The following is an 18,347-nucleotide window of genomic DNA, read 5'->3' as shown; positions in this document are numbered from 1 at the left end:
TGCCCTTTCGCTGGGCGCGATGAGCCTCTAAGGCCCGGTCCCGATGGCGCGCAAGTTCTTGTATATCGTGGTCGGCCTCACCGTATTGGTGATGGCGGTTCTGTTCGGGTTACGCTTTTTTGCCGAGGACCTGACCGAGATCGCGTTCGTGCCGTCAGCGGCATTCACTGATCAGCCCCGCTTGGCAGACGCCAGCTACGAAAATCCCAACATGTGGCTGGCCCGCCCCGGCATGGCGAACGACCCCGCGCGCTGGCTGCCGTCCAACTACGCCGAATCGACGAGCGGCGCGCCGTCGCCGGAGACGAGTAGCGCCGCAAGCGAGGCGGCCACGGCGGCAGATCCCGTCACAGAAAAGAAGGTCGATGCCGCCGTTTTTTTCGTGCATCCCACCGGTCTGGTCAGCCGGACCAGTTGGAACGCCTCGCTGGACGATGACGTCTCTCGCCAACGATCGCGCTTGTTCGTTCAAGGCATGGCTAGCCCGTTCAACACCAGCCCGGACATCTGGGCCCCGCGCTACCGCCAGGCCGCGATCGGCGCATTTCTGACCGATGCACCCCAGGCCACCCAGGCGCTCGACCTGGCTTATCGTGACGTGGCTCAGGCCTTCGAGATGTTCGTGAAATCGATCCGTCCCGATCAGCCGATCGTGCTGGCAGGCCATAGCCAAGGGGCCTTTCACCTGCGCCGGCTGATCCGGGACAAGATCGCCGGGACGCCGCTCGCCAAGCGGATCGCCGTTGCCTACGTGATTGGCTGGCCGGTATCGAATGATCGCGATCTGCCCTTGATGGGGATGCCCGCCTGCAAGGAGCCCACTTCGACCGGGTGCGTGGCCAGCTGGCTTACGTTCGCCGATCCGCCCGAAACTGAGATGCTGCTGCGCGCCTATGCCCGGCGCAAGGGATTGGACGGCCAGGAAGTGGGTGAGAACAGCTCGTTCATCTGCGTCAACCCGATCGATGGCCGGGAAGGCGGCAATGCGCCCGCCTCTGCAAACCTGGGCACGCTGGTTCCGGATCTGAGCAACGGCACCGGTGCGCTAACACGGGGGGTGGTACCCGCATCCTGTGGCGCGGACCATCTGTTGCACATCGGTCCGCCGCCGCCCTTGGATCTGGGGCCATACGTACTTCCCGGCAACAACTACCACTTGTTCGATATGACGCTGTTCTGGTCAAACTTGCGCGCGGATTTCGCGCGCCGCGTCGATGCGTTTGGCGCTGCGAGGCGCTGATCGGCTTTCAGTCAAGTAAAGCGGTGACCTCGGCCTGCAGGACATCCAGATTGTAGGGCTTGGGCAAGAAGTGCCCTTCCAGTGGCATTTGCTGCGTGGTCGGCCAAGTATCGCCAGACGTGACCAGGATCTTCATATTGGGCCAACGCTGATGAACCAGGCGCGCCAGTTGCAGGCCGTTCATGCTACCGGGCATCCGGATGTCGGTGAACAGGACCTGCACTTCGCCGAGCATTTCCAGAATACGGACCGCGTGGTCGGCGTCGTTTGCTTCGATCACTTCAAAGCCGGCTTCTTCTAGGGCATCGGTGCCGACCGCACGGATAATCGGCTCATCCTCGACGAGTAAAACCCTGGTTTTCAATCGCGAAGCCATGCTCATCCCATCGTATCACTTGTCATAGTGAACGTTGATAAGCGTGCCGCCGTTCCAGGTGAGAAATGTTTCTGCGAATTTTCCGCAGGTTAACATTCCGTATACCCCCTGAAACGGCGATGATTCTGCAAATGCTTACAAGGGGTTGTCCAGCTGGATGATCGGCTCGTCGCTGGCCCGCTGTGTGGTTTTTGCCTCACGCGGGGCGGCAAAGCTGGCCAAGACCGGTTTGTCGCGATCGTAGATGTCCGCAAACTTCTTCAGCTGGCCATCGATCGAACGCGCCATGGTCATGTAGGTGATATAGACCGGGAACGTCCGCGTCATCGCCACCTTCTGATAGACGCCCGCCCGGCTCATGTCGGCGGCCTGATCCGGCGGCATCTGCGCGCCCAGGATCGCCATCGTCATGCCTAGCTCCACCGCGCGCTCCGTGCGGATGCAGCCGTGGCTGAACGCGCGCACTTCGGAGTTGAAATATTGCTTGGACGGCGTGTCATGCAGGTAGATGGCATGCGGATTGGGCATGTCGATCTTCATCAGGCCCAAGGCGTTGTTCTTGCCCGGCTGTTGCACCACGGTGATCGAGCCGTCCGCGTTTTTCACGCCCTTGTATCCGTTGGCGCGCGCCCAGCCCGGGCTGCCGATGACCTTGGCCCCGAGCCCTTCACCCTTCACGATCGACTGCGGTACCGTCCAAGTCGGATTGAAGACGACGGCGCTAACAGTTTCGGCCAACTGCGGCGTAGCCGTGCGGCCCGGCTTGCCCACCACCGTCTTGTATGTGCGAACGATCCGGTTCTTCACCGTGAGGCGCAGCTGGAACTCAGGCACGTTGGTGATGAGATAGACATCGCCCAGATCGTGCTTCAGCCACCGCCAGCGATCCATATTGGCGCGGATCAGCGACTTGGTGGCGGCCTGGGCTTCAGGAGTCGAGGCCAACGCCTGCTTAAGCACGGCATAGTCGGGGTGCGTCGGCGCGAGGCGGTTCACCACGCCTGCGACATCGTGCGCCGCCAGGGCATCGGCCATGATCTGCGCAGTCGGCATCTGGTCCTGGTCGGGGTCGACGGCGAACCACTGCACTCTGGCGGTCATCGGCGTGCGCCCATCGCGCAAATCCTCGATCAACCACGCGAAGGACTTGCTGGCGACCTGGTTCAGACCATCGCCCGCACCGCTCGCGATCGCGGCCTTCAACGCGTCAGGCCGGTAATCCTTGGCGAACAGGCCCTCAGACTTGATACCCTGGATCACCGACAGCAACGCATTCGCATCCGCCACCGACCAGTCCAGCACCGGTTCGAGCACGGGCACGGCCTGCACCACCGGTTGCGCGGTGCTGGATGGATCGGCGTCCTCCGCAGCCGGCGGCAGTCCCTGGACAGAGGCGGGCGGAGTAGGCGCGGCAGTGCCGGGAGACGTGCTGGGCGCACCGATATCCCAATCGGACACCGACGGCTGCGGCTTGATCCTGGGGGCGGACTTTGCGGACGCGGCGCTTTGCGCGACTGCGGGCTGACCCGCAATCGCGGCCAGGATGAGCCCGCTCAGGGTGAAGGCCGAAACGGCCGAACGGCGGCGCTGAGTCATCGAAACCAGGATACGCTCCAAACTTAATCTGTTGCCGAGTGGCTTGTGCCCTACGGCAGATGAACCGCCCCAAACCCGCTTAGGTGCAGATTAGCCCCTCCCCGGCAGCAACATCAAGCATTTGTCCGGACCGTACGGTAAATAAAGAGCGGATCGTGGCCGGTCTGGCAAATTTTCCGTGCCCGTCCATTGCGCGGTGGGCCCGATGCGCCGAAAGCTCTGGCCATCATGGCCACCACCGCCCCGATCACTCACAGGTTCGCCCCCGTACTGGCGGTAAGCGTGGGCATCGCGCTGTTCAGCGGGATGGATGCGGCCATCAAGGGCGGGTCGCTGGCGGTCGGTGTCTATACGGCGCTGGTGCTGCGCAATATGATGGGGCTGGGCATGATCCTGCCGGTTTGGTTGTTGCGTGCGCGCCGCCGGCCGCCTCCCGAGGTGATCCGGCTGCACATCATCCGCTCGGTCGTGAGCGCAGGGATGGCGATCCTGTTCTTCGTCGCCATCGTTCGCCTGCCGATCGCGGAGGGGATCGCCATCACCTTCATCGCGCCACTGATCGCGCTGCTCCTGGCAGGCGTGTTCCTCAAGGAACGGATCCACCGCCGCGCCATTTTCGCATCGCTGCTGGGCCTTGCCGGCGTGGGCGTAATCGTGGGTGATCGCCTTGGCGTTACCGTGGCCAATCCCCAGGTCGTGATCGGCGTCACCGCCGCGATCGTTTCCGCCCTGCTCTATGCCGCCAACCTCGTGCTTCAACGCAAGCTATCGCAGCAGGCGGGGGCGGTGGAGGTGGCGCTTTTCCAGAACCTGGTGATCGCCGTGCTGCTGGGGCTGGCGGCCCCCTGGCTGTTCGTGCCACCGACTTTGCCCGCCCTTGGCCTGATCGCCATCGGTGCCGCGTGCGGAACGGCGGCGCTTTCCTTGTTCGCCTGGGGCTACGCCCGCGCCGAGGCACAAGTGCTGGTGCCGATCGAATATTCCGCCTTCATCTGGGCGGCGCTGTTCGGATGGGTGTTCTTCCACGAACCGGTCGATGCGGTGACGCTGGCCGGGACCGCCCTGATCGTGCTGGGCTGCTGGATCGGCACGCGGCACGATCCGCAAGGACCGACCGAGCAGACCGCGGTCTAGCGCGAGTGCGATAGCCGCCGCTTCGGCCTCGCAACTCTTGACCTGACGGCGCCAAACGCGCATCGGCGGGGCCGACAAACCTGCTTGTCGCATTGCAGCATGAACCGGCCCTTGGCCGAACTGACGCGGCGGGCCAAACTCCAAGGGGAACACGCCCACATGACCCAGGTCGGACAGGATACTCTCGGCACTCGCAGCACCATGTCTGTGGGCGGCAAGGACATCGCGTACTATTCGCTCAAGAAGGCTTCCGAGAAATTGGGCGATGTTTCGCGCCTGCCGTTCTCGATGAAGGTGCTGCTGGAAAACCTGCTCCGGTTCGAGGACGGCGGTTTCACCGTTTCGACCGACCACATCCAGGCGCTGGTCGACTGGCAGAAAAACCCCAAGACCGGTGACGAGATCCAGTACCGGCCGGCGCGCGTGCTGCTGCAGGACTTCACCGGCGTGCCTTGCGTGGTCGACCTGGCCGCGATGCGCGATGCGATCCGCAAGCTGGGCGGTGACACCTCGAAGATCAATCCGCTGGTCCCCGTGAACCTCGTCATCGACCACTCGGTCATGGTGGACGAGTTCGGCCATCCGCGCGCCGCGGAAGAGAACGTCGAGATCGAGTACCAGCGCAACATGGAGCGCTATGACTTCCTCAAGTGGGGCTCCAAGTCGCTCGACAACTTCTCCGCCGTGCCCCCAGGCACCGGCATCTGCCACCAGGTGAACCTGGAATATATAGCACAGTCGGTATGGACCTCCACCGATCAGGACGGCCAGACCGTCGCCTATCCCGACACCTGCGTCGGTACGGACAGCCACACCACCATGGTAAACGGCCTGGGCGTGCTGGGCTGGGGCGTTGGCGGGATCGAGGCTGAGGCCGCGATGCTGGGCCAGCCCGTTTCCATGCTCATCCCCGAAGTGGTGGGCTTCAAGTTCGTGGGCGAGCTGAAGGAAGGCGTCACCGCCACCGACCTCGTGCTCACCTGCACCTCGATGCTGCGCAAGCACGGCGTCGTCGGCCGCTTCGTGGAATACTACGGCCCCGGCCTCGCCTCGCTCAGCCTGGCGGACCGCGCGACGCTGGCCAACATGGCCCCGGAATACGGCGCGACGTGCGGCTTCTTCGGCATCGACGACAAGACCCTAGACTATCTGCGCCTCACCGGCCGCGAGGAAGACCAGATCGCGCTGGTCGAAGCCTATGCCAAGGAGCAGGGTTTCTGGATCGAGGCTGGCGCCGCCGACCCGGTATTCTCCAGCACGCTGGAGCTGGACCTGTCCACCGTGGTGCCTTCGCTCGCCGGCCCGAAGCGTCCGCAGGACTGGGTCTCGCTGCCCGACGTCGACGAAGTGTTCAACGCCGACATGGAGAAGATCTACAAGAAGACCGCCACGCGTGTCCCGGTCGAGGGCAAGAGCTTCGACATCGGGGACGGTGACGTGGTGATCGCCGCGATCACCAGCTGCACCAACACCTCGAACCCGTCGGTTCTGGTCGCCGCCGGCCTCGTCGCCAAGAAGGCCGATGAGCTGGGCCTCAAGCCCAAGCCGTGGGTTAAGACCTCGCTCGCCCCCGGATCGCAGGTCGTCACCGACTACCTCAACAAGGCCGGATTGCAGCAGCACCTCGACAACATCGGCTTCAACCTGGTCGGCTACGGCTGCACCACCTGCATCGGCAACTCCGGTCCGCTGGCAGAGCCGATCAGCAAGGCGATCAACGAGAACGGCTTGGTCGCCAGCGCCGTGATCTCGGGCAACCGCAACTTCGAAGGCCGCGTATCGCCCGACGTGCGCGCGAACTTCCTGGCCTCGCCCCCGCTGGTCGTCGCCTACGCGCTCAAGGGCACGGTCGTGACCGACTTCGTCGACACCCCGGTCGGCACCGGCAAGGACGGCCAGGACGTCTACCTGCGTGACATCTGGCCCACGAACAACGAGATCGCCGAAACCATGGCGACCTGCATGGATCGCGCCATGTTCCAGGCCCGCTATGCCGACGTCTACCGCGGTGACACCCACTGGCAGTCGATCAGCGTGACCGGTTCGGACACCTACTCATGGCGCGCGGGCTCGACCTACGTCGCCAACCCGCCTTACTTCGAGGGCATGGAGATGACGCCGGCACCGGTGAATGACATCATCGAGGCCAAGCCCCTGCTGATCCTGGGCGATTCGATCACCACCGACCACATCAGCCCCGCCGGCTCGATCAAGGCCGACAGCCCCGCTGGCCAGTGGCTGATGGAGCATCAGGTCGCCAAGGCGGACTTCAACTCCTACGGCGCGCGCCGTGGCCACCACGACGTGATGATGCGCGGCACTTTCGCCAACATCCGCATCAAGAACGAGATGGTCCCCGGCATCGAAGGCGGCATGAGCCGTTATGGCGCCGAAGTGGGCGCGGTCTACGACGTCGCCATGAAGCACAAGGCGCAAGGCACGCCGATGATCGTGATCGCCGGCAAGGAATACGGCACCGGCTCGTCACGTGACTGGGCGGCGAAGGGCACCAACCTGCTGGGCGTGCGCGTGGTCATCGTCGAGAGCTTCGAGCGTATCCACCGTTCGAACCTGGTCGGCATGGGCGTGCTGCCGCTGCAGTTCAAGGCAGGCGACGATCGCAACTCGCTGGGCCTCACCGGTGACGACAGCTTCACCATCAAGGGCGTCGCCAGCCTGAAGCCGCAGCAGGACGTGGAAGTCGAAGTCACCCGCAAGGATGGCTCCACCTTCACCTTCACCGCGCTGTGCCGCATCGATACCGCCAACGAAGTGGAATACTTTAACAACGGCGGCATCCTGCAGTACGTCCTGCGTAAGCTCGCCGCCTGATCACGGCCTGAGTTCGGCCTACAAAACCCCGTCCTGCCAAGTGCAGGACGGGGTTTTTCTTTGTGTAGGCCAGACGCCGCCCTTCCCGTTCGTATCCAGCGAAGTCGGGATACCTCGCACGAGCTCACCCGGCTTCGCCCACCTCGAACGAAAAAGGGCGGTGCCACCGGCACCGCCCTTCTTTGCTCTTGGAAGACTGTGCTGGTCGCTCAGTTGGCCTTACTTGGCCCATTTGCGCCGGCCGATCACGGCTGCCGCGCCCGCCCCGAACAGGATCAGCATCGGCGGTGCGGGCACTTCGTGGCCGCTGGTGCCGCTCGTCCCGCTGGTGGTCGATGTCGTCGAAGTGCCGCCGGAGGTGCTGCTCGACGTCGAGCTGGAAGTCGAAGACGAGGTGGACGAAGACGTGGAGGTCGAGCTGCTAGTGCTGCTGCTCGTCGCACCCGAACTGGTGCTTGTGCTCGTCGCGCCAGAGCTGGTGCTGGTGCTGGTAGCGCCCGAACTCGTGCTGGTGCTTGTTGCGCCCGAGCTGGTGCTAGTGGCCCCTGAACTTGTGCTCGTTGCGCCCGAACTTGTGCTGGTTGCGCCAGAGCTGGTAGAGGTCGTGGTGGTCAGTCCACCGGTCGAACTGGAACTGGAGGTCGAGCCGCCAGAAGATGAGGTGGAGCCACCCGAAGAGGACGTCGAGCCGCCGCTGCTGGTGGAGGTCACGACAACGCTGCCGCCACCACCGCCACCGCCGCCGCCGAAGAAGCCGCCGAAGAAGCCGCCACCAAAGCCACCCAGCGGTCCGCCGCCGATCACTACGGGAACGCCGCCGCCACCGCCGCCATAAGCGAGCGCAGGCGGGATGTACGGTGGGGGCAACGGCACCATCGCCATCTGCGGCGCAGGCTGCGTGCAGCACGTACGACGAATCACCTTGCGCACCCGCTTCACCATCTGCGGGCGAGCGGTGCGCTTCACCGGCTTGATGGTCTTGACCAGCTTCACCCGCTTGTCACCGCCCTTGACCGAGCGATACTGCCCCTGCTTCGCCGCCGTCTCGGCCACGTGCACGGCGCCGCCGCCGATCAGAGCGCAGCCTGCCGCACAGGCGGAAAGTTTAGCAAGGGCCATCCTGACAGACATAAGCGGTGCTTTCTTCTCTTTACCCCTGGAGAGACCCGTCACGGACTGGCGTCCCGTCGCATCCATCTGCCACACAGAACGCAGAGAGTTCTTAACGGGACAACGGCGTTAACCCTGAATCCACCGTCCCGAAGCGAGAATCGACATAGGTTTCACTACCTAGGGCACTGGATGTACCGAAACGGGACTGTGCCGACAGGGACTTGTAAACCATACCGTCGCTTGTAGCGCGGCCGGCGCGGCTCAGCCTTCCTCGAACAAGCCGCTTTGTGTTCCGGTGGGGGGAGCGATTCCCAGGTGACGCCAACCGGCATCGTTGAGGCACCGACCGCGTGCGGTGCGGGCGACGAGGCCCATCTGGATCAGGTAGGGTTCGATCACTTCCTCGATCGTGTCGCGCGGCTCAGACAGCCCCGCAGCCAGCGTCTCTACGCCGACAGGGCCGCCGCGATAGATGTCGGCGATCATCATCAGATAGCGGCGATCCTGCGCATCCAGGCCCAGGCGGTCCACCTCGAGACGCGTCAGCGAATCATCGGCGATCGCGAGAGTGATCGTGTCGCTGCCGGCGACATGGGCGAAATCGCGCACGCGGCGCAGCAGCCGCCCGGCCACGCGCGGCGTGCCCCGGGCACGTCGGGCGATCTCGGTCGCGCCAGGCTTGTCGATGCCGATGCCCAGCAGCCCCGCCCCCCGGGTGACGACGTGTTCAAGCTCGGGCACGGTGTAGAAATTCAGCCGCACGGGTATGCCGAAACGATCGCGCAGCGGGGTCTGCAGTAGGCCCTGCCGCGTCGTCGCGCCGATAAGAGTAAAGGGCGGCAAGTCGATCCGCACCGAGCGCGCGGATGGACCTTCGCCGATGATGAGGTCCAGCGCGCGGTCTTCCATCGCAGGGTAGAGCACTTCCTCCACCACCGGATTGAGGCGGTGAATCTCGTCTATGAACAGTACGTCGCCGTGTTCGAGATTGGTGAGCAAGGCCGCCAGATCACCCGCCTTGGCGATCACCGGCCCCGAGGTGGCGCGAAAGCCCACGCCCAGTTCGCGCGCGACGATTTGCGCCAGTGTCGTCTTGCCGAGGCCCGGCGGCCCGAAGAACAGGACGTGATCCATCGCCTCACGGCGGGAGCGGGCCGAATCGATGAAAACCTTGAGGTTACCCTTTGCCGCCGCTTGGCCCACGAACTCGGCCAACGTCTTGGGCCGCAGCGCCGCATCGGCATCCTCGGGCTGGCGGGACGAGGCAAGAAGGGGATTGTCAGTCATGGCGCTCGATATCGGCAGGCAGCGTTACCCACGGGTGCCGCCGCTCTTCGTAGACGAAATAGATCGGGGCCGGAAACGTCGGATCGGCAAAAGCGCCTACCGCCACCGCGATCATGGTGGGGTCAGCATCGAAGCGATAGAAAACCGTGGAGCCGCAACCGGGACAAAAGCTGAAAGTGGCGGTGTTGCCCTCATCCCCGGTGCGCGACCACTGATGCGCATTGCCGGTGATCTGGACATTTTCGACGGGAAACCGCGCCTGCACCGCGAAGGCCGAGCCGCTGCGGCGCTTGCATTCCAGGCAATGGCAGACGGAGACGCGCACCGGATCGCTTTGCGTGCGGATGCGCAGCTGGCCACACTGGCACCGGGCTTCCCGCTCGCTCATCCCGCCGCCCGCTTCAGCGCGACGCGGACGAGTTCGTTGAGACCTGCATCCTCGCCCAGCTCGTCCACCGCCCGCGCCACGGCGGCGCTGGCGACCGGTGGCTTGAAGCCCAGGTTCTGCAGCGCCGAAACCGCGTCGGCTGCGGCGGAGCCGGCGGGGGCAGCGGCGATGGCAAGACCGGAGGCGGTGGGCAGCGCGCCGGCCTTGTCCTTCAATTCGTTGACGATCCGGCTGGCGAGCTTGGGCCCCACGCCATTGGCACGCGCCACCATCGCGGCATCGCCACCGGCGCAGGCGCGCTGCAGTTCCTCCGTCGTCAGCGCGGACAGGATCGCCAGGGCAACCTTGCTACCCACACCCTGCACCGCCGTCAGCAAGCGGAACCAGTCACGCTCGCTGGCGGAGGCGAAGCCGATCAGGCGCATGTCGTTTTCAGACACCTGAAGGTCGGTAAAGACTACCGCCCGATCGCCGCGCACACCCAAGGCCTGCAACGTGCGGGCCGAGCAGTGGACCAGATAGCCCACGCCCTGAACGTCGATCACCGCCCAGTCTGGGCCAAAATCCTCAAATGTGCCGGAGAGACGGGCGATCATGGTTTGTTCCTATGGCAGGAACCCCGGCTCCGCGCCAGCCCCGTTGCATGGAGTTAGCCGTTAGTCGTTCGCCTGCTGATCTTCCGGCACATCGTCATCCGGGCCGTAGTACAGCGGGGCGCATTGGGCGGTCAGCACGCCGCCCTCCAGCTGGAGATCGTCCTTGTAGGCGTCGGCCACGAAATCGAGCGTCGAGAGGTGGCGATCCTCGAAATACATCTCATGCACGTCGTCACGGCCCGCGCCATAGACGATGCGGCTCACGCCCGCCCAGATCGAGGCCATGGTGCACATCCCGCAGGGTTGCAGCGTGGTGTAGAGCGTCGCGCCTTCCATGCGCATGTCGCCCAGGGCCTTCCCGGCGGCGCGCAAAGCCTCGATCTCGGCGTGGGCAGTGGGATCGCAATGTTCGGCCGTGCGATTGACACCGCTGGCGACGAATTGGCCATCGCGCACCACCAGAGCGGCGATCGGCGTATTGGCGGGGTCTGTCCCCTTTTCATCCACGGCTAGGCGCACGGCCTCCCGCATCCAATCTTCGTCACGTTTTTCCATGGGCGTGCAACGAGTTGCCAACGCCACCGTTCCCGTCAGCGATGACTGCCCAGCATATTGGCGTGCGTGATCGCCACCGCCAGCGCGTCGGCGGCATCCGCTCCGGCAGGCTTCACGCCCGGCAGCAGGATTTTGAGCATCGCCTGGACCTGCGTTTTCTCGGCCCGGCCCGTGCCGACCAGCGCCTTCTTGACCAGGCTGGTGGCATATTCCGCCACCGGCATGCCCGCGCGGGCCAGCGCCAGCAGGCACACGCCGCGCGCTTGCCCCAGTTTCAGCGTCGATTGCGCATTGGTGTTGACGAACACTTCCTCGACCGCGCCGGTATCGGGGCGATGGGCAAGGATGACGTCGGTCAGCTCGGTATCCAGCGTGACGAGCCGCTCGGCAAGCGAAGCGTTGGTATCCGTGCGGACCTGACCGTTGGCGACGTGGCTGAGGCGGCTGCCGGACTTGGCGACGATGCCCCACCCGGTGCAGGCGAGGCCTGGATCGATGCCGATTATGAGCATCTAGATCAGCGACAATGAGGCGACAAGCGCTGCCGCCGCGGGCAGCCGCTTGCCGACTTCCGAAATCGCCGCGATCATCGCCCCAGACAAGATCGCCTTGGCGATGTGGCCCCCCATGGCTTAGCCCAGCTTCTCCATCACGTCTTCGGACACTTCGTAATTGCCCCAGACGGTCTGCACGTCGTCATCGTCGTCCAGCGTATCGACCAGCTTGAACAGCGTCGCAGCGGTATCTTCGCCCACGTCGACCTTCAGGGTCGGCTTCCAGGCCAGCTTCACGCCCTCCGCCTCGCCCAGGGTCTTTTCCAGCTCGCGAGCGACTTCGTGGAGGCTTTCGACGCTGGTCCAGACGGAGTGGCTCTCGCCATCGCTTTCGACGTCGTCGGCGCCCGCCTCGATCGCGGCCTCAAGGACCTTGTCCTCATCGCCGACGGAGCCGGGATATTCGATCAGGCCAAGCCGGTCGAAGCCATGGCTGACGGCGCCCGACGCGCCCAGGTTGCCGCCGTTCTTGGAAAACGCGGTGCGCACGTTGGTGGCGGTGCGATTGCGGTTGTCCGTCAGCGCCTCGACGATGATGGCGACGCCGCCCGGCCCATAGCCCTCGTAGCGCACTTCCTCGTAATTCTCGGCGTCGCCCTTGCTCGCCTTGTCGATGGCGCGCTGGATGTTGTCCTTGGGCATCGACTGCGCCTTGGCCGCGTTGACGGCGGCACGCAGGCGCGGGTTCATGTCGGGATCGGGCATGCCCATCTTCGCCGCCACGGTGATTTCGCGGGAAAGCTTGGAGAACTGGGCAGAGCGCTTCTTATCCTGCGCGCCCTTGCGGTGCATGATGTTCTTGAATTTGGAATGGCCTGCCATGGTCTCGCCCGTCGCTTATGCGGTCTGAAAAGGATGCGCGGCCTTACAACAGGGCCAAGGCCAAGGGCAACCGAAGACCAGCTTCCCTGCTATTCCGTTCGTGTCGCGCGCACGGGGATGACAATAAATCCATCCCCTAGGACGCGATCAGCCCAGGCCCAGTGCGGCCTTGTAGGTATCCAGCAGCATGTCCATTTCCGCCCGGTCGTCCGGCTTCATCTTTCGCAAGCGGACGATCTGGCGCATGATCTTGACGTCGTAACCCACCGCCTTGGCTTCCAGATAGACATCCTTGATGTCGTCCGAGATGCCTTTCTTTTCCTCTTCGAGGCGTTCGACGCGCTCGATCAGGAGGCGCAGGCGATCGTCGGTGTTCTCGGCCATGAAATTAAAAGCTCCGGTGAATCAGGTTGGCCGCGCCCATAGCGAGGCGATCGGATTCGGGCAAAGCGCCCGCCTGTGGATAGCGGGCACAGCCGCCGTCAGTGCGCCGGTGCGTTCTTCTTCACGCTTTCTTCCATGCGGGTCAGTTGCTCAGGCGTGGCCGCGGCCTGCGTCTTTTTCCATTCGGACGCGGGCATCCCGTGAATCAATTCGCGGGCCTCGGCCTTGTCCCCCGGATAGCCGGCATCGCGAATCCAGTCGGCCAGGCAGTTCCGGCAAAATCCGGATAGGCCCATCAAGTCAATGTTCTGCGCATCGCTTCTATGGCGCAGATGACGCACCAGGCGGCGGAACGCTGCGGCAGCCTGGGCATCGTCCAGAGTATCGAGAGGGTCCGTTGCGCTCATAAATCGTCCCGATCGTCCTTGGTTTGTCACGTGCGTTTTGCCATATGGGCCCGCGATCGCAGCACAACAACAAAGGTTAGGCAGAAAACCCCTTGGCACGCACTGACTCCAGCAAGAGCCTCCGTCGCCGCCGCAAGGTCAAGATCCTTGCCACGCTGGGCCCCGCCAGCAGCAACAAGGAGACGATCACCGCCCTGCTGCGCGCCGGTGCCGACGCGTTCCGCGTCAACATGAGCCATGGCGATCATGAAACCCATTCGCGCACGATCGGCCTGATCCGCGAGGTGGAGAAGGAGTTGAACCGCCCGGTCGCCATCCTGTGCGACTTGCAGGGCCCCAAGCTGCGCGTCGGCAAGTTCAAGGACGGCGCGGCCTTCATCCGCCACGGCGCGCACTTCACGCTCGACCGCAATCCGGAGCCGGGCGATGAAACCCGCGTCGAACTGCCGCATCCCGAACTGTTCGGCATTCTCCAGAAGGGCCAGCGTCTGTTGATCGACGATGGTAAGCTGCGCCTGGTGGTGATCCGCGCCGAGGCCGATTCGCTGCTCTGCACCGCCGAAGTCGGCGGTCCGATTTCCGATCGCAAGGGCGTCAACGTGCCCGATACGCTGGTACCAGTGCCCGCGCTTACCGACAAGGATCGGCGCGACCTGGCCTTTGCGATCCAGCATGAGGCGGACTGGATCGGCCTGTCCTTCGTGCAGCGGCCCGAAGACGTGGCGGAGGCCCGCCGCCTGATGGGTGGCCACGGCGCCCTGATGGCCAAGATCGAAAAGCCCAGCGCAGTCGAAACCCTGGACGAGATCATCGAACTGTCCGATGGCATCATGGTGGCGCGTGGCGATCTGGGCGTCGAACTCAATCCCGAGGAAGTGCCGCCGCTGCAAAAGCGGATCATCGAAAGCGTGCGCCTGGCGGGCAAGCCGGTCGTCGTGGCGACGCAGATGCTGGAATCGATGATCGAGCGGCCGACCCCGACTCGCGCGGAAGTGTCGGACGTGGCGAACGCGGTCTATGACGGCGCGGACGCGGTGATGCTTTCGGCCGAGACGGCGGCGGGTGCCTGGCCGGTGGAGGCGGTGACGATCATGGATCGCATCGCCGCGCAGGTCGAAGCTGACCGCACCTATCGTGAGCGCATCCACATCGCCGAGACTCCGCCGGACGCTACAATGGCGGACGCGCTGGCCGAATCGTGTGCCAGCATCGCCAACACCTTACCGATCGAAGCGATCATCTGCTTCACTCTTTCTGGCATCTCCGCCCGCCGCGTGGCGCGTGAGCGGCCCTCCGCGCCGATGCTGGTGCTGACCCCCAGCCTCAAGTCGGCGCGCCGCGTGGCCCTGCTCTGGGGCGCACAGGCCGTCTCCACCAAGGATATCGGCAGCTTCGAAGAGATGATCGCCAAGGGCAAGCGCATGGCGCTGCGCCACGGTTTCGGCACGGCAGGCTCGCGGCTGGTGATCCTGGCAGGCGTACCTTTCGGCGTGCCCGGATCGACCAACTTGCTGCACGTGGTGACGCTCTCGGGTGACGAGCTAACCCGGCACGAGAAGAAGTAGCGGAGCCGGCGGACGGGGAGGGAGAAGCCTCCCCGTTCGTGCTACCCCCGCGCCCCAAACAGCGCGCTTCCCACGCGAACATGCGTGGCGCCCAGCAAAACGGCGGTTTCGAAATCGCCGCTCATGCCCATCGACAAACCCGCCAGCCCATGATCCGCCGCGATCTTGGCGAGCAGGGCGAAATAAGGCGCGGCTTCCACCTCGGCCGGGGGCACGCACATCAGGCCGAGCACAGGCACTTGCGCAGTTTGAGCCTCGGCCAACAGAGCCGGCACTTCGTCAATAGCGCAGCCGCCCTTCTGCTCTTCCGCGCCGATATTGACCTGCACGAAGCAGGGCACCTGGCGGCCCGCCTTGTCCATCGCCTTGCCCAGCGCCGTCACCAGCGAGAGGCGGTCAAGCGAGTGGATACAGTCGAACAACGCCACCGCGTCCGCTGCCTTGTTCGATTGCAGCTGGCCGACAAGGTGCAATCGCACATCCGGCGTCGCCTCGATCAGCGCCGGCCATTTGGCCTGGGCTTCCTGCACGCGATTCTCACCGAACACACGCTGCCCCTGCGCGATCCGCGGCGTAATTGCCTCGCTTGGGTGAGTCTTGGAAATCGCGATCAGCGTCACATCCTGCGCCGGACGGCCGGCGATGGCGGCGGATTTCGCGATGCGATCGCGGATATCGTCGAGAGGCGTTGCGGAAAACGCAGTGGCTGGCTGATCCATGGCGCGCTGCTATAGCGCCAATGTGCGCCACCGCTACCCGCCCCGCGACTTGCCGCTTATCTGGCTGATCAGCGACGCCCGGATCGATCAGCGACTGGAGACGGCATTGGCCCGCCTGCCACGCGGTTCAGGCTTCATCTTTCGCCACTACCATCTTGCGCCGGCTGAGCGGCGCGCCCGCTTTCGCCACCTTGCTGCCAAGGCCCGCGCGAAGGGCCATATCGTCGCGCTGTCCGGTTCGGCCCGAGCGGCCAGATCGTGGGGCGCGGACGCTGCCTACGGTTCCGCCCGGAACCTCGGCGCTGGGCCGGCCATCATCCGTCTGATGACCGTCCATTCGCTGCGTGAGCTTGCCGCCGCGCATCGCGCCCGGGCGGACGCGGTGCTGATTTCGCCAGTCTTCGCCACGCGCACGCACCTGGGTGCGCCAAGCCTGGGTTCCGTCCGCTTCCGCCCGCTGGCCGCCCGGGCCCTGGTGCCGGTCATCGCACTGGGCGGCATGAACGCCCGCCGCGCCCGCGCCATCGGAGCAAGGCGCTGGGCGGCAATCGAAAGTCTTGCACAACCGCTTGCGCCAGCGCTCCCGCTCCATTCTTGACGCCCCGGCCTTCCCGGGCGCATTATCGGGAACGAAACGGGGACCCTTTCTAGACATGGCGACAAGACCCATCGCGGCCGGACGACGGATCGCCAAGCCGGACTGGCGCGCGGTGCTGAAGCGCTCGCTGCGCCGTGCCAGCGAGCTGACCGGCGCGCTGACGCTGTTCTCGGCCATGCTGTTCCTGGCGCTGTCGCTCGCCAGCTATCACCAGACCGACCCCTCGCTGTCGACGGCGGCGGGCGGTGCCGTGCAGAACTGGATGGGTCCGGGCGGTGCGTGGATCGCCGACCTGATGCTGCTGCTGTTCGGTCCGGTCGCTTTCCTGTTCGTCCCGCTGCTCTACGTCTTTGCCCGCAAGCTGTGGCGGCTGGTCGAGGAAGAGGACGGCTGCGTCGAACCCAGTGATCAGCGCTGGTGGCGGCCGGTCTGCGTGCTCGCCTTCGCGATGCTGCTGATCTCCACCGTCCTCTCGCTGGGCTTTACCAGCGAAGGTGGCGTTCTGCCCGCCTCGATGGGCGGCATTTCCGGACTGGTCGGGGCCAAGGCGATCCATGGGCTGACCGGTTTCCTGCCCGAAGCGCTACAGGGCTGGACGACCTTCGCCATCGCCGTGGTCTGCCTGTTCGCGGGCACCGCGCTCGCCGGCAAGGTCTTCGCATTTGATTGGGGCGTGCTGCTTTCGTTGCCCGGCAAGCTGGGCCGCGCCACCGACGCATTGCCCACAGGCGATGGCAAGGGCAGCGCCGCCCGCGCCAAGCCTGCCGCCGCCGCCGGCCGTGACATGGCCGCCCGTGATATGGCCGCGCCCGCTGGTGCCGATGCCGCGTCGCCTTCCGCCTTGCCCTGGGCAGACGACAAGCCGCGCAAAGTCCCGGAAATCGTCGATCCCAGCAAGCCCGCCGCTCCCGCGCAACTCACTTCGGCGCGGCAGAAGGATATGTTCGACAAGTACGAACTGCCCTCGCTCGATCTGCTCAAGGAAGCCGCGGTGGGCTCGCAAGTGCCGATCGACAAGCTCAGCTTGGAGCGCAACGCCCGCCTGTTGGAAACCGTGCTGGACGACTTCAACGTCAAGGGTGAGATTACCGCCGTTCGCACCGGTCCGGTCGTCACCATGTACGAACTGGAACCGGCGCCGGGCATCAAGTCCAGCCGCGTGATCGGCCTGGCGGACGATATCGCCCGCAACATGAGCGCGATCTCGGCGCGCGTCTCCTCGATCCCGGGCCGCACGGTGATGGGCATCGAGCTTCCCAATGCAGACCGCCAGATGGTCTCGTTCCGCGAGATGGTCGGCTCCGAGGCTTTCGCCAGCCACAAGGGCATGCTGCCGATCATCCTGGGCAAGGACATCGCGGGCGAGCCGGTCGTCGCCGACCTGGCCACCATGCCACACTTGCTGGTCGCGGGCACCACCGGCTCGGGCAAGTCGGTCGGGCTGAACTGCATCCTGCTCTCGCTGCTTTATCGCCTGACGCCTGCACAGTGCCGCCTGATCCTGGTCGATCCCAAGGTGCTGGAACTGAAGAGCTACGACCATATCCCGCACTTGCTCTCGCCCGTCGTCACCGAGCCGCCCAAGGCCGTGCGGGCGCTGAAGTGGGCGGTGGAGGAGATGGAGCGGCGCTATCGCATGATGAGCGAGCTTTCCGTGCGTAACCTCGCCAGCTTCAACGAGAAGGTGCGTGCCGCCGCCGCCAAGGGCAAGCCGCTGGGCCGCCGCGTGCAGATCGGCTTCGATCCCGAGACGGGCGAGGAACTCTACGAGGAGAACCAGCTCGATTACGAGACGCTGCCGCAGATCGTGCTGATCGTGGACGAGCTTGCCGACCTGATGGTGACGGTCGGCAAGGAGATCGAAGTGCTGATCCAGCGCCTGGCGCAGAAATCACGCGCGGCCGGCATCCACTTGATCATGGCCACCCAGCGGCCCTCGGTGGATGTCATCACCGGCGTCATCAAGGCCAACCTGCCTACCCGCATCAGCTTTGCCGTCACCAGCCGCATCGACAGCCGCACGATCCTGGGCGAGCAGGGCGCGGAGCAGCTGCTGGGCAAGGGCGACATGCTCTACAAGCCCAGCTCCGACCCGTTGAAGCGCGTTCATGGCCCCTTCGTCAGCGACGAGGAAGTGGAAGGCGTGGCCGATTACTGGCGCACCCAGGGCAAGCCCGACTA

The 18,347-nt window shown here is 64.9% G+C and carries 18 protein-coding genes; 7 read left to right on the top strand and 11 right to left on the bottom strand.

The window, feature by feature from the left end:
* Positions 1-43: 43 nt before the first annotated feature.
* The gene (locus ACHWRX_RS12290) at positions 44-1,240 is read left to right on the top strand and encodes a DUF3089 domain-containing protein (protein ID WP_394659403.1); all 1,197 of its coding nucleotides are present in this window, start codon (positions 44-46) and stop codon (positions 1,238-1,240) included.
* A gap of 7 nt (positions 1,241-1,247) precedes the next feature.
* On the opposite strand, the gene ACHWRX_RS12285 is transcribed toward ACHWRX_RS12290, so the two are convergent.
* Both ACHWRX_RS12285 and ACHWRX_RS12280 read right to left on the bottom strand, forming a co-directional pair.
* Positions 1,248-1,622: a response regulator gene (locus ACHWRX_RS12285; protein WP_153000876.1), complete on the bottom strand. Its 375-nt coding sequence runs from the start codon at positions 1,620-1,622 to the stop codon at positions 1,248-1,250.
* A 129-nt stretch (positions 1,623-1,751) separates the two neighbouring features.
* Complete coding sequence (locus tag ACHWRX_RS12280; protein WP_394659410.1) at positions 1,752-3,221, bottom strand: L,D-transpeptidase family protein; 1,470 nt, start codon at positions 3,219-3,221, stop codon at positions 1,752-1,754.
* 219 nt (positions 3,222-3,440) lie between these two features.
* On the opposite strand from ACHWRX_RS12280, the gene ACHWRX_RS12275 reads away from it, so the two are divergent.
* The 3 genes from ACHWRX_RS12275 (at position 3,441) to ACHWRX_RS12265 (ending at position 8,013) form a co-directional block, all read left to right on the top strand.
* Positions 3,441-4,346 (top strand): DMT family transporter, encoded by a 906-nt coding sequence (locus ACHWRX_RS12275; RefSeq protein ID WP_394659402.1) that lies wholly within the window; start codon positions 3,441-3,443, stop codon positions 4,344-4,346.
* 159 nt (positions 4,347-4,505) lie between these two features.
* Positions 4,506-7,178: an aconitate hydratase AcnA gene (gene acnA / locus ACHWRX_RS12270; RefSeq protein ID WP_183615434.1), complete on the top strand. Its 2,673-nt coding sequence runs from the start codon at positions 4,506-4,508 to the stop codon at positions 7,176-7,178.
* A 160-nt stretch (positions 7,179-7,338) separates the two neighbouring features.
* The gene (locus ACHWRX_RS12265; RefSeq protein ID WP_394659401.1) at positions 7,339-8,013 is read left to right on the top strand and encodes a hypothetical protein; all 675 of its coding nucleotides are present in this window, start codon (positions 7,339-7,341) and stop codon (positions 8,011-8,013) included.
* A gap of 539 nt (positions 8,014-8,552) precedes the next feature.
* On the opposite strand, the gene ruvB is transcribed toward ACHWRX_RS12265, so the two are convergent.
* The 8 genes from ruvB to ACHWRX_RS12225 form a co-directional block, all read right to left on the bottom strand.
* Entirely contained in the window at positions 8,553-9,578 is a 1,026-nt protein-coding gene (ruvB, locus tag ACHWRX_RS12260; protein WP_288418369.1) for a Holliday junction branch migration DNA helicase RuvB, read from the bottom strand.
* On the bottom strand, positions 9,571-9,966 hold the full coding sequence (locus ACHWRX_RS12255; RefSeq protein WP_394659400.1) for a GFA family protein: 396 nt from the start codon (positions 9,964-9,966) through the stop codon (positions 9,571-9,573). Before ACHWRX_RS12255 ends, ruvB begins: the two co-directional genes overlap by 8 nt.
* A complete protein-coding gene (gene ruvA / locus ACHWRX_RS12250; protein WP_394659399.1) occupies positions 9,963-10,562 on the bottom strand; it encodes a Holliday junction branch migration protein RuvA in 600 nt (199 codons plus the stop codon). The genes ACHWRX_RS12255 and ruvA overlap by 4 nt, the downstream gene beginning before the upstream one ends.
* Positions 10,563-10,622: 60 nt before the next feature.
* A complete protein-coding gene (locus ACHWRX_RS12245; RefSeq protein WP_058736170.1) occupies positions 10,623-11,117 on the bottom strand; it encodes a nucleoside deaminase in 495 nt (164 codons plus the stop codon).
* Between the two features lie 35 nt (positions 11,118-11,152).
* Positions 11,153-11,629, bottom strand: coding sequence for a crossover junction endodeoxyribonuclease RuvC (gene ruvC, locus ACHWRX_RS12240; protein ID WP_058736171.1), 477 nt, complete (start codon positions 11,627-11,629; stop codon positions 11,153-11,155).
* Positions 11,630-11,749: 120 nt separating this feature from the next.
* Positions 11,750-12,493 carry a YebC/PmpR family DNA-binding transcriptional regulator gene (locus tag ACHWRX_RS12235; RefSeq protein ID WP_159873868.1) on the bottom strand — a complete coding sequence of 248 codons (744 nt, stop codon included), beginning with the start codon at positions 12,491-12,493 and terminating at the stop codon, positions 11,750-11,752.
* A 147-nt stretch (positions 12,494-12,640) separates the two neighbouring features.
* Complete coding sequence (locus ACHWRX_RS12230; RefSeq protein WP_058736173.1) at positions 12,641-12,877, bottom strand: DUF2312 domain-containing protein; 237 nt, start codon at positions 12,875-12,877, stop codon at positions 12,641-12,643.
* 98 nt (positions 12,878-12,975) lie between these two features.
* The gene (locus tag ACHWRX_RS12225) at positions 12,976-13,284 is read right to left on the bottom strand and encodes a DUF1244 domain-containing protein (protein ID WP_394659398.1); all 309 of its coding nucleotides are present in this window, start codon (positions 13,282-13,284) and stop codon (positions 12,976-12,978) included.
* 92 nt (positions 13,285-13,376) lie between these two features.
* Between ACHWRX_RS12225 and pyk the strand changes: the two genes are divergently transcribed.
* Positions 13,377-14,849, top strand: coding sequence for a pyruvate kinase (pyk, locus tag ACHWRX_RS12220; RefSeq protein WP_394659397.1), 1,473 nt, complete (start codon positions 13,377-13,379; stop codon positions 14,847-14,849).
* 41 nt (positions 14,850-14,890) lie between these two features.
* Here pyk and ACHWRX_RS12215 read toward each other — a convergent pair whose 3' ends face one another.
* Complete coding sequence (locus tag ACHWRX_RS12215) at positions 14,891-15,568, bottom strand: YggS family pyridoxal phosphate-dependent enzyme (RefSeq protein WP_394659396.1); 678 nt, start codon at positions 15,566-15,568, stop codon at positions 14,891-14,893.
* Here ACHWRX_RS12215 and ACHWRX_RS12210 point away from each other — a divergent pair.
* Together ACHWRX_RS12210 and ACHWRX_RS12205 are read left to right on the top strand one after the other, a co-directional pair.
* Positions 15,567-16,166 carry a thiamine phosphate synthase gene (locus ACHWRX_RS12210; RefSeq protein WP_394659395.1) on the top strand — a complete coding sequence of 200 codons (600 nt, stop codon included), beginning with the start codon at positions 15,567-15,569 and terminating at the stop codon, positions 16,164-16,166. The genes ACHWRX_RS12215 and ACHWRX_RS12210 overlap by 2 nt on opposite strands.
* A 55-nt stretch (positions 16,167-16,221) precedes the next feature.
* The coding region (locus ACHWRX_RS12205; RefSeq protein ID WP_394659394.1) for a DNA translocase FtsK at positions 16,222-18,347 on the top strand (2,126 nt) is incomplete at its 3' end.

The sequence above is a fragment of the uncultured Novosphingobium sp. genome (assembly GCF_964277725.1).
Lineage (GTDB): Bacteria > Pseudomonadota > Alphaproteobacteria > Sphingomonadales > Sphingomonadaceae > Novosphingobium > Novosphingobium fluoreni.
Note: the sequence above shows the minus strand (reverse complement) of the source record. Positions and strands in the feature narration are given on the sequence as shown.

Excerpts from the sequence above, each read along its gene's own strand:
- ACHWRX_RS12290 (WP_394659403.1), top strand. The coding sequence starts at position 44 with ATGGCGCGCAAGTTCTTGTATATCGTGGTCGGCCTCACCGTATTGGTG.
- ACHWRX_RS12245 (WP_058736170.1), bottom strand. The coding sequence starts at position 11,117 with ATGGAAAAACGTGACGAAGATTGGATGCGGGAGGCCGTGCGCCTAGCC.
- ACHWRX_RS12210 (WP_394659395.1), top strand. The coding sequence starts at position 15,567 with ATGGCGCGCTGCTATAGCGCCAATGTGCGCCACCGCTACCCGCCCCGC.
- ACHWRX_RS12285 (WP_153000876.1), bottom strand. The coding sequence starts at position 1,622 with ATGAGCATGGCTTCGCGATTGAAAACCAGGGTTTTACTCGTCGAGGAT.
- ACHWRX_RS12225 (WP_394659398.1), bottom strand. The coding sequence starts at position 13,284 with ATGAGCGCAACGGACCCTCTCGATACTCTGGACGATGCCCAGGCTGCC.
- ACHWRX_RS12230 (WP_058736173.1), bottom strand. The coding sequence starts at position 12,877 with ATGGCCGAGAACACCGACGATCGCCTGCGCCTCCTGATCGAGCGCGTC.
- ruvC (WP_058736171.1), bottom strand. The coding sequence starts at position 11,629 with ATGCTCATAATCGGCATCGATCCAGGCCTCGCCTGCACCGGGTGGGGC.
- ACHWRX_RS12255 (WP_394659400.1), bottom strand. The coding sequence starts at position 9,966 with ATGAGCGAGCGGGAAGCCCGGTGCCAGTGTGGCCAGCTGCGCATCCGC.
- ACHWRX_RS12215 (WP_394659396.1), bottom strand. The coding sequence starts at position 15,568 with ATGGATCAGCCAGCCACTGCGTTTTCCGCAACGCCTCTCGACGATATC.
- ruvA (WP_394659399.1), bottom strand. The coding sequence starts at position 10,562 with ATGATCGCCCGTCTCTCCGGCACATTTGAGGATTTTGGCCCAGACTGG.
- acnA (WP_183615434.1), top strand. The coding sequence starts at position 4,506 with ATGACCCAGGTCGGACAGGATACTCTCGGCACTCGCAGCACCATGTCT.
- ruvB (WP_288418369.1), bottom strand. The coding sequence starts at position 9,578 with ATGACTGACAATCCCCTTCTTGCCTCGTCCCGCCAGCCCGAGGATGCC.
- ACHWRX_RS12235 (WP_159873868.1), bottom strand. The coding sequence starts at position 12,493 with ATGGCAGGCCATTCCAAATTCAAGAACATCATGCACCGCAAGGGCGCG.
- ACHWRX_RS12275 (WP_394659402.1), top strand. The coding sequence starts at position 3,441 with ATGGCCACCACCGCCCCGATCACTCACAGGTTCGCCCCCGTACTGGCG.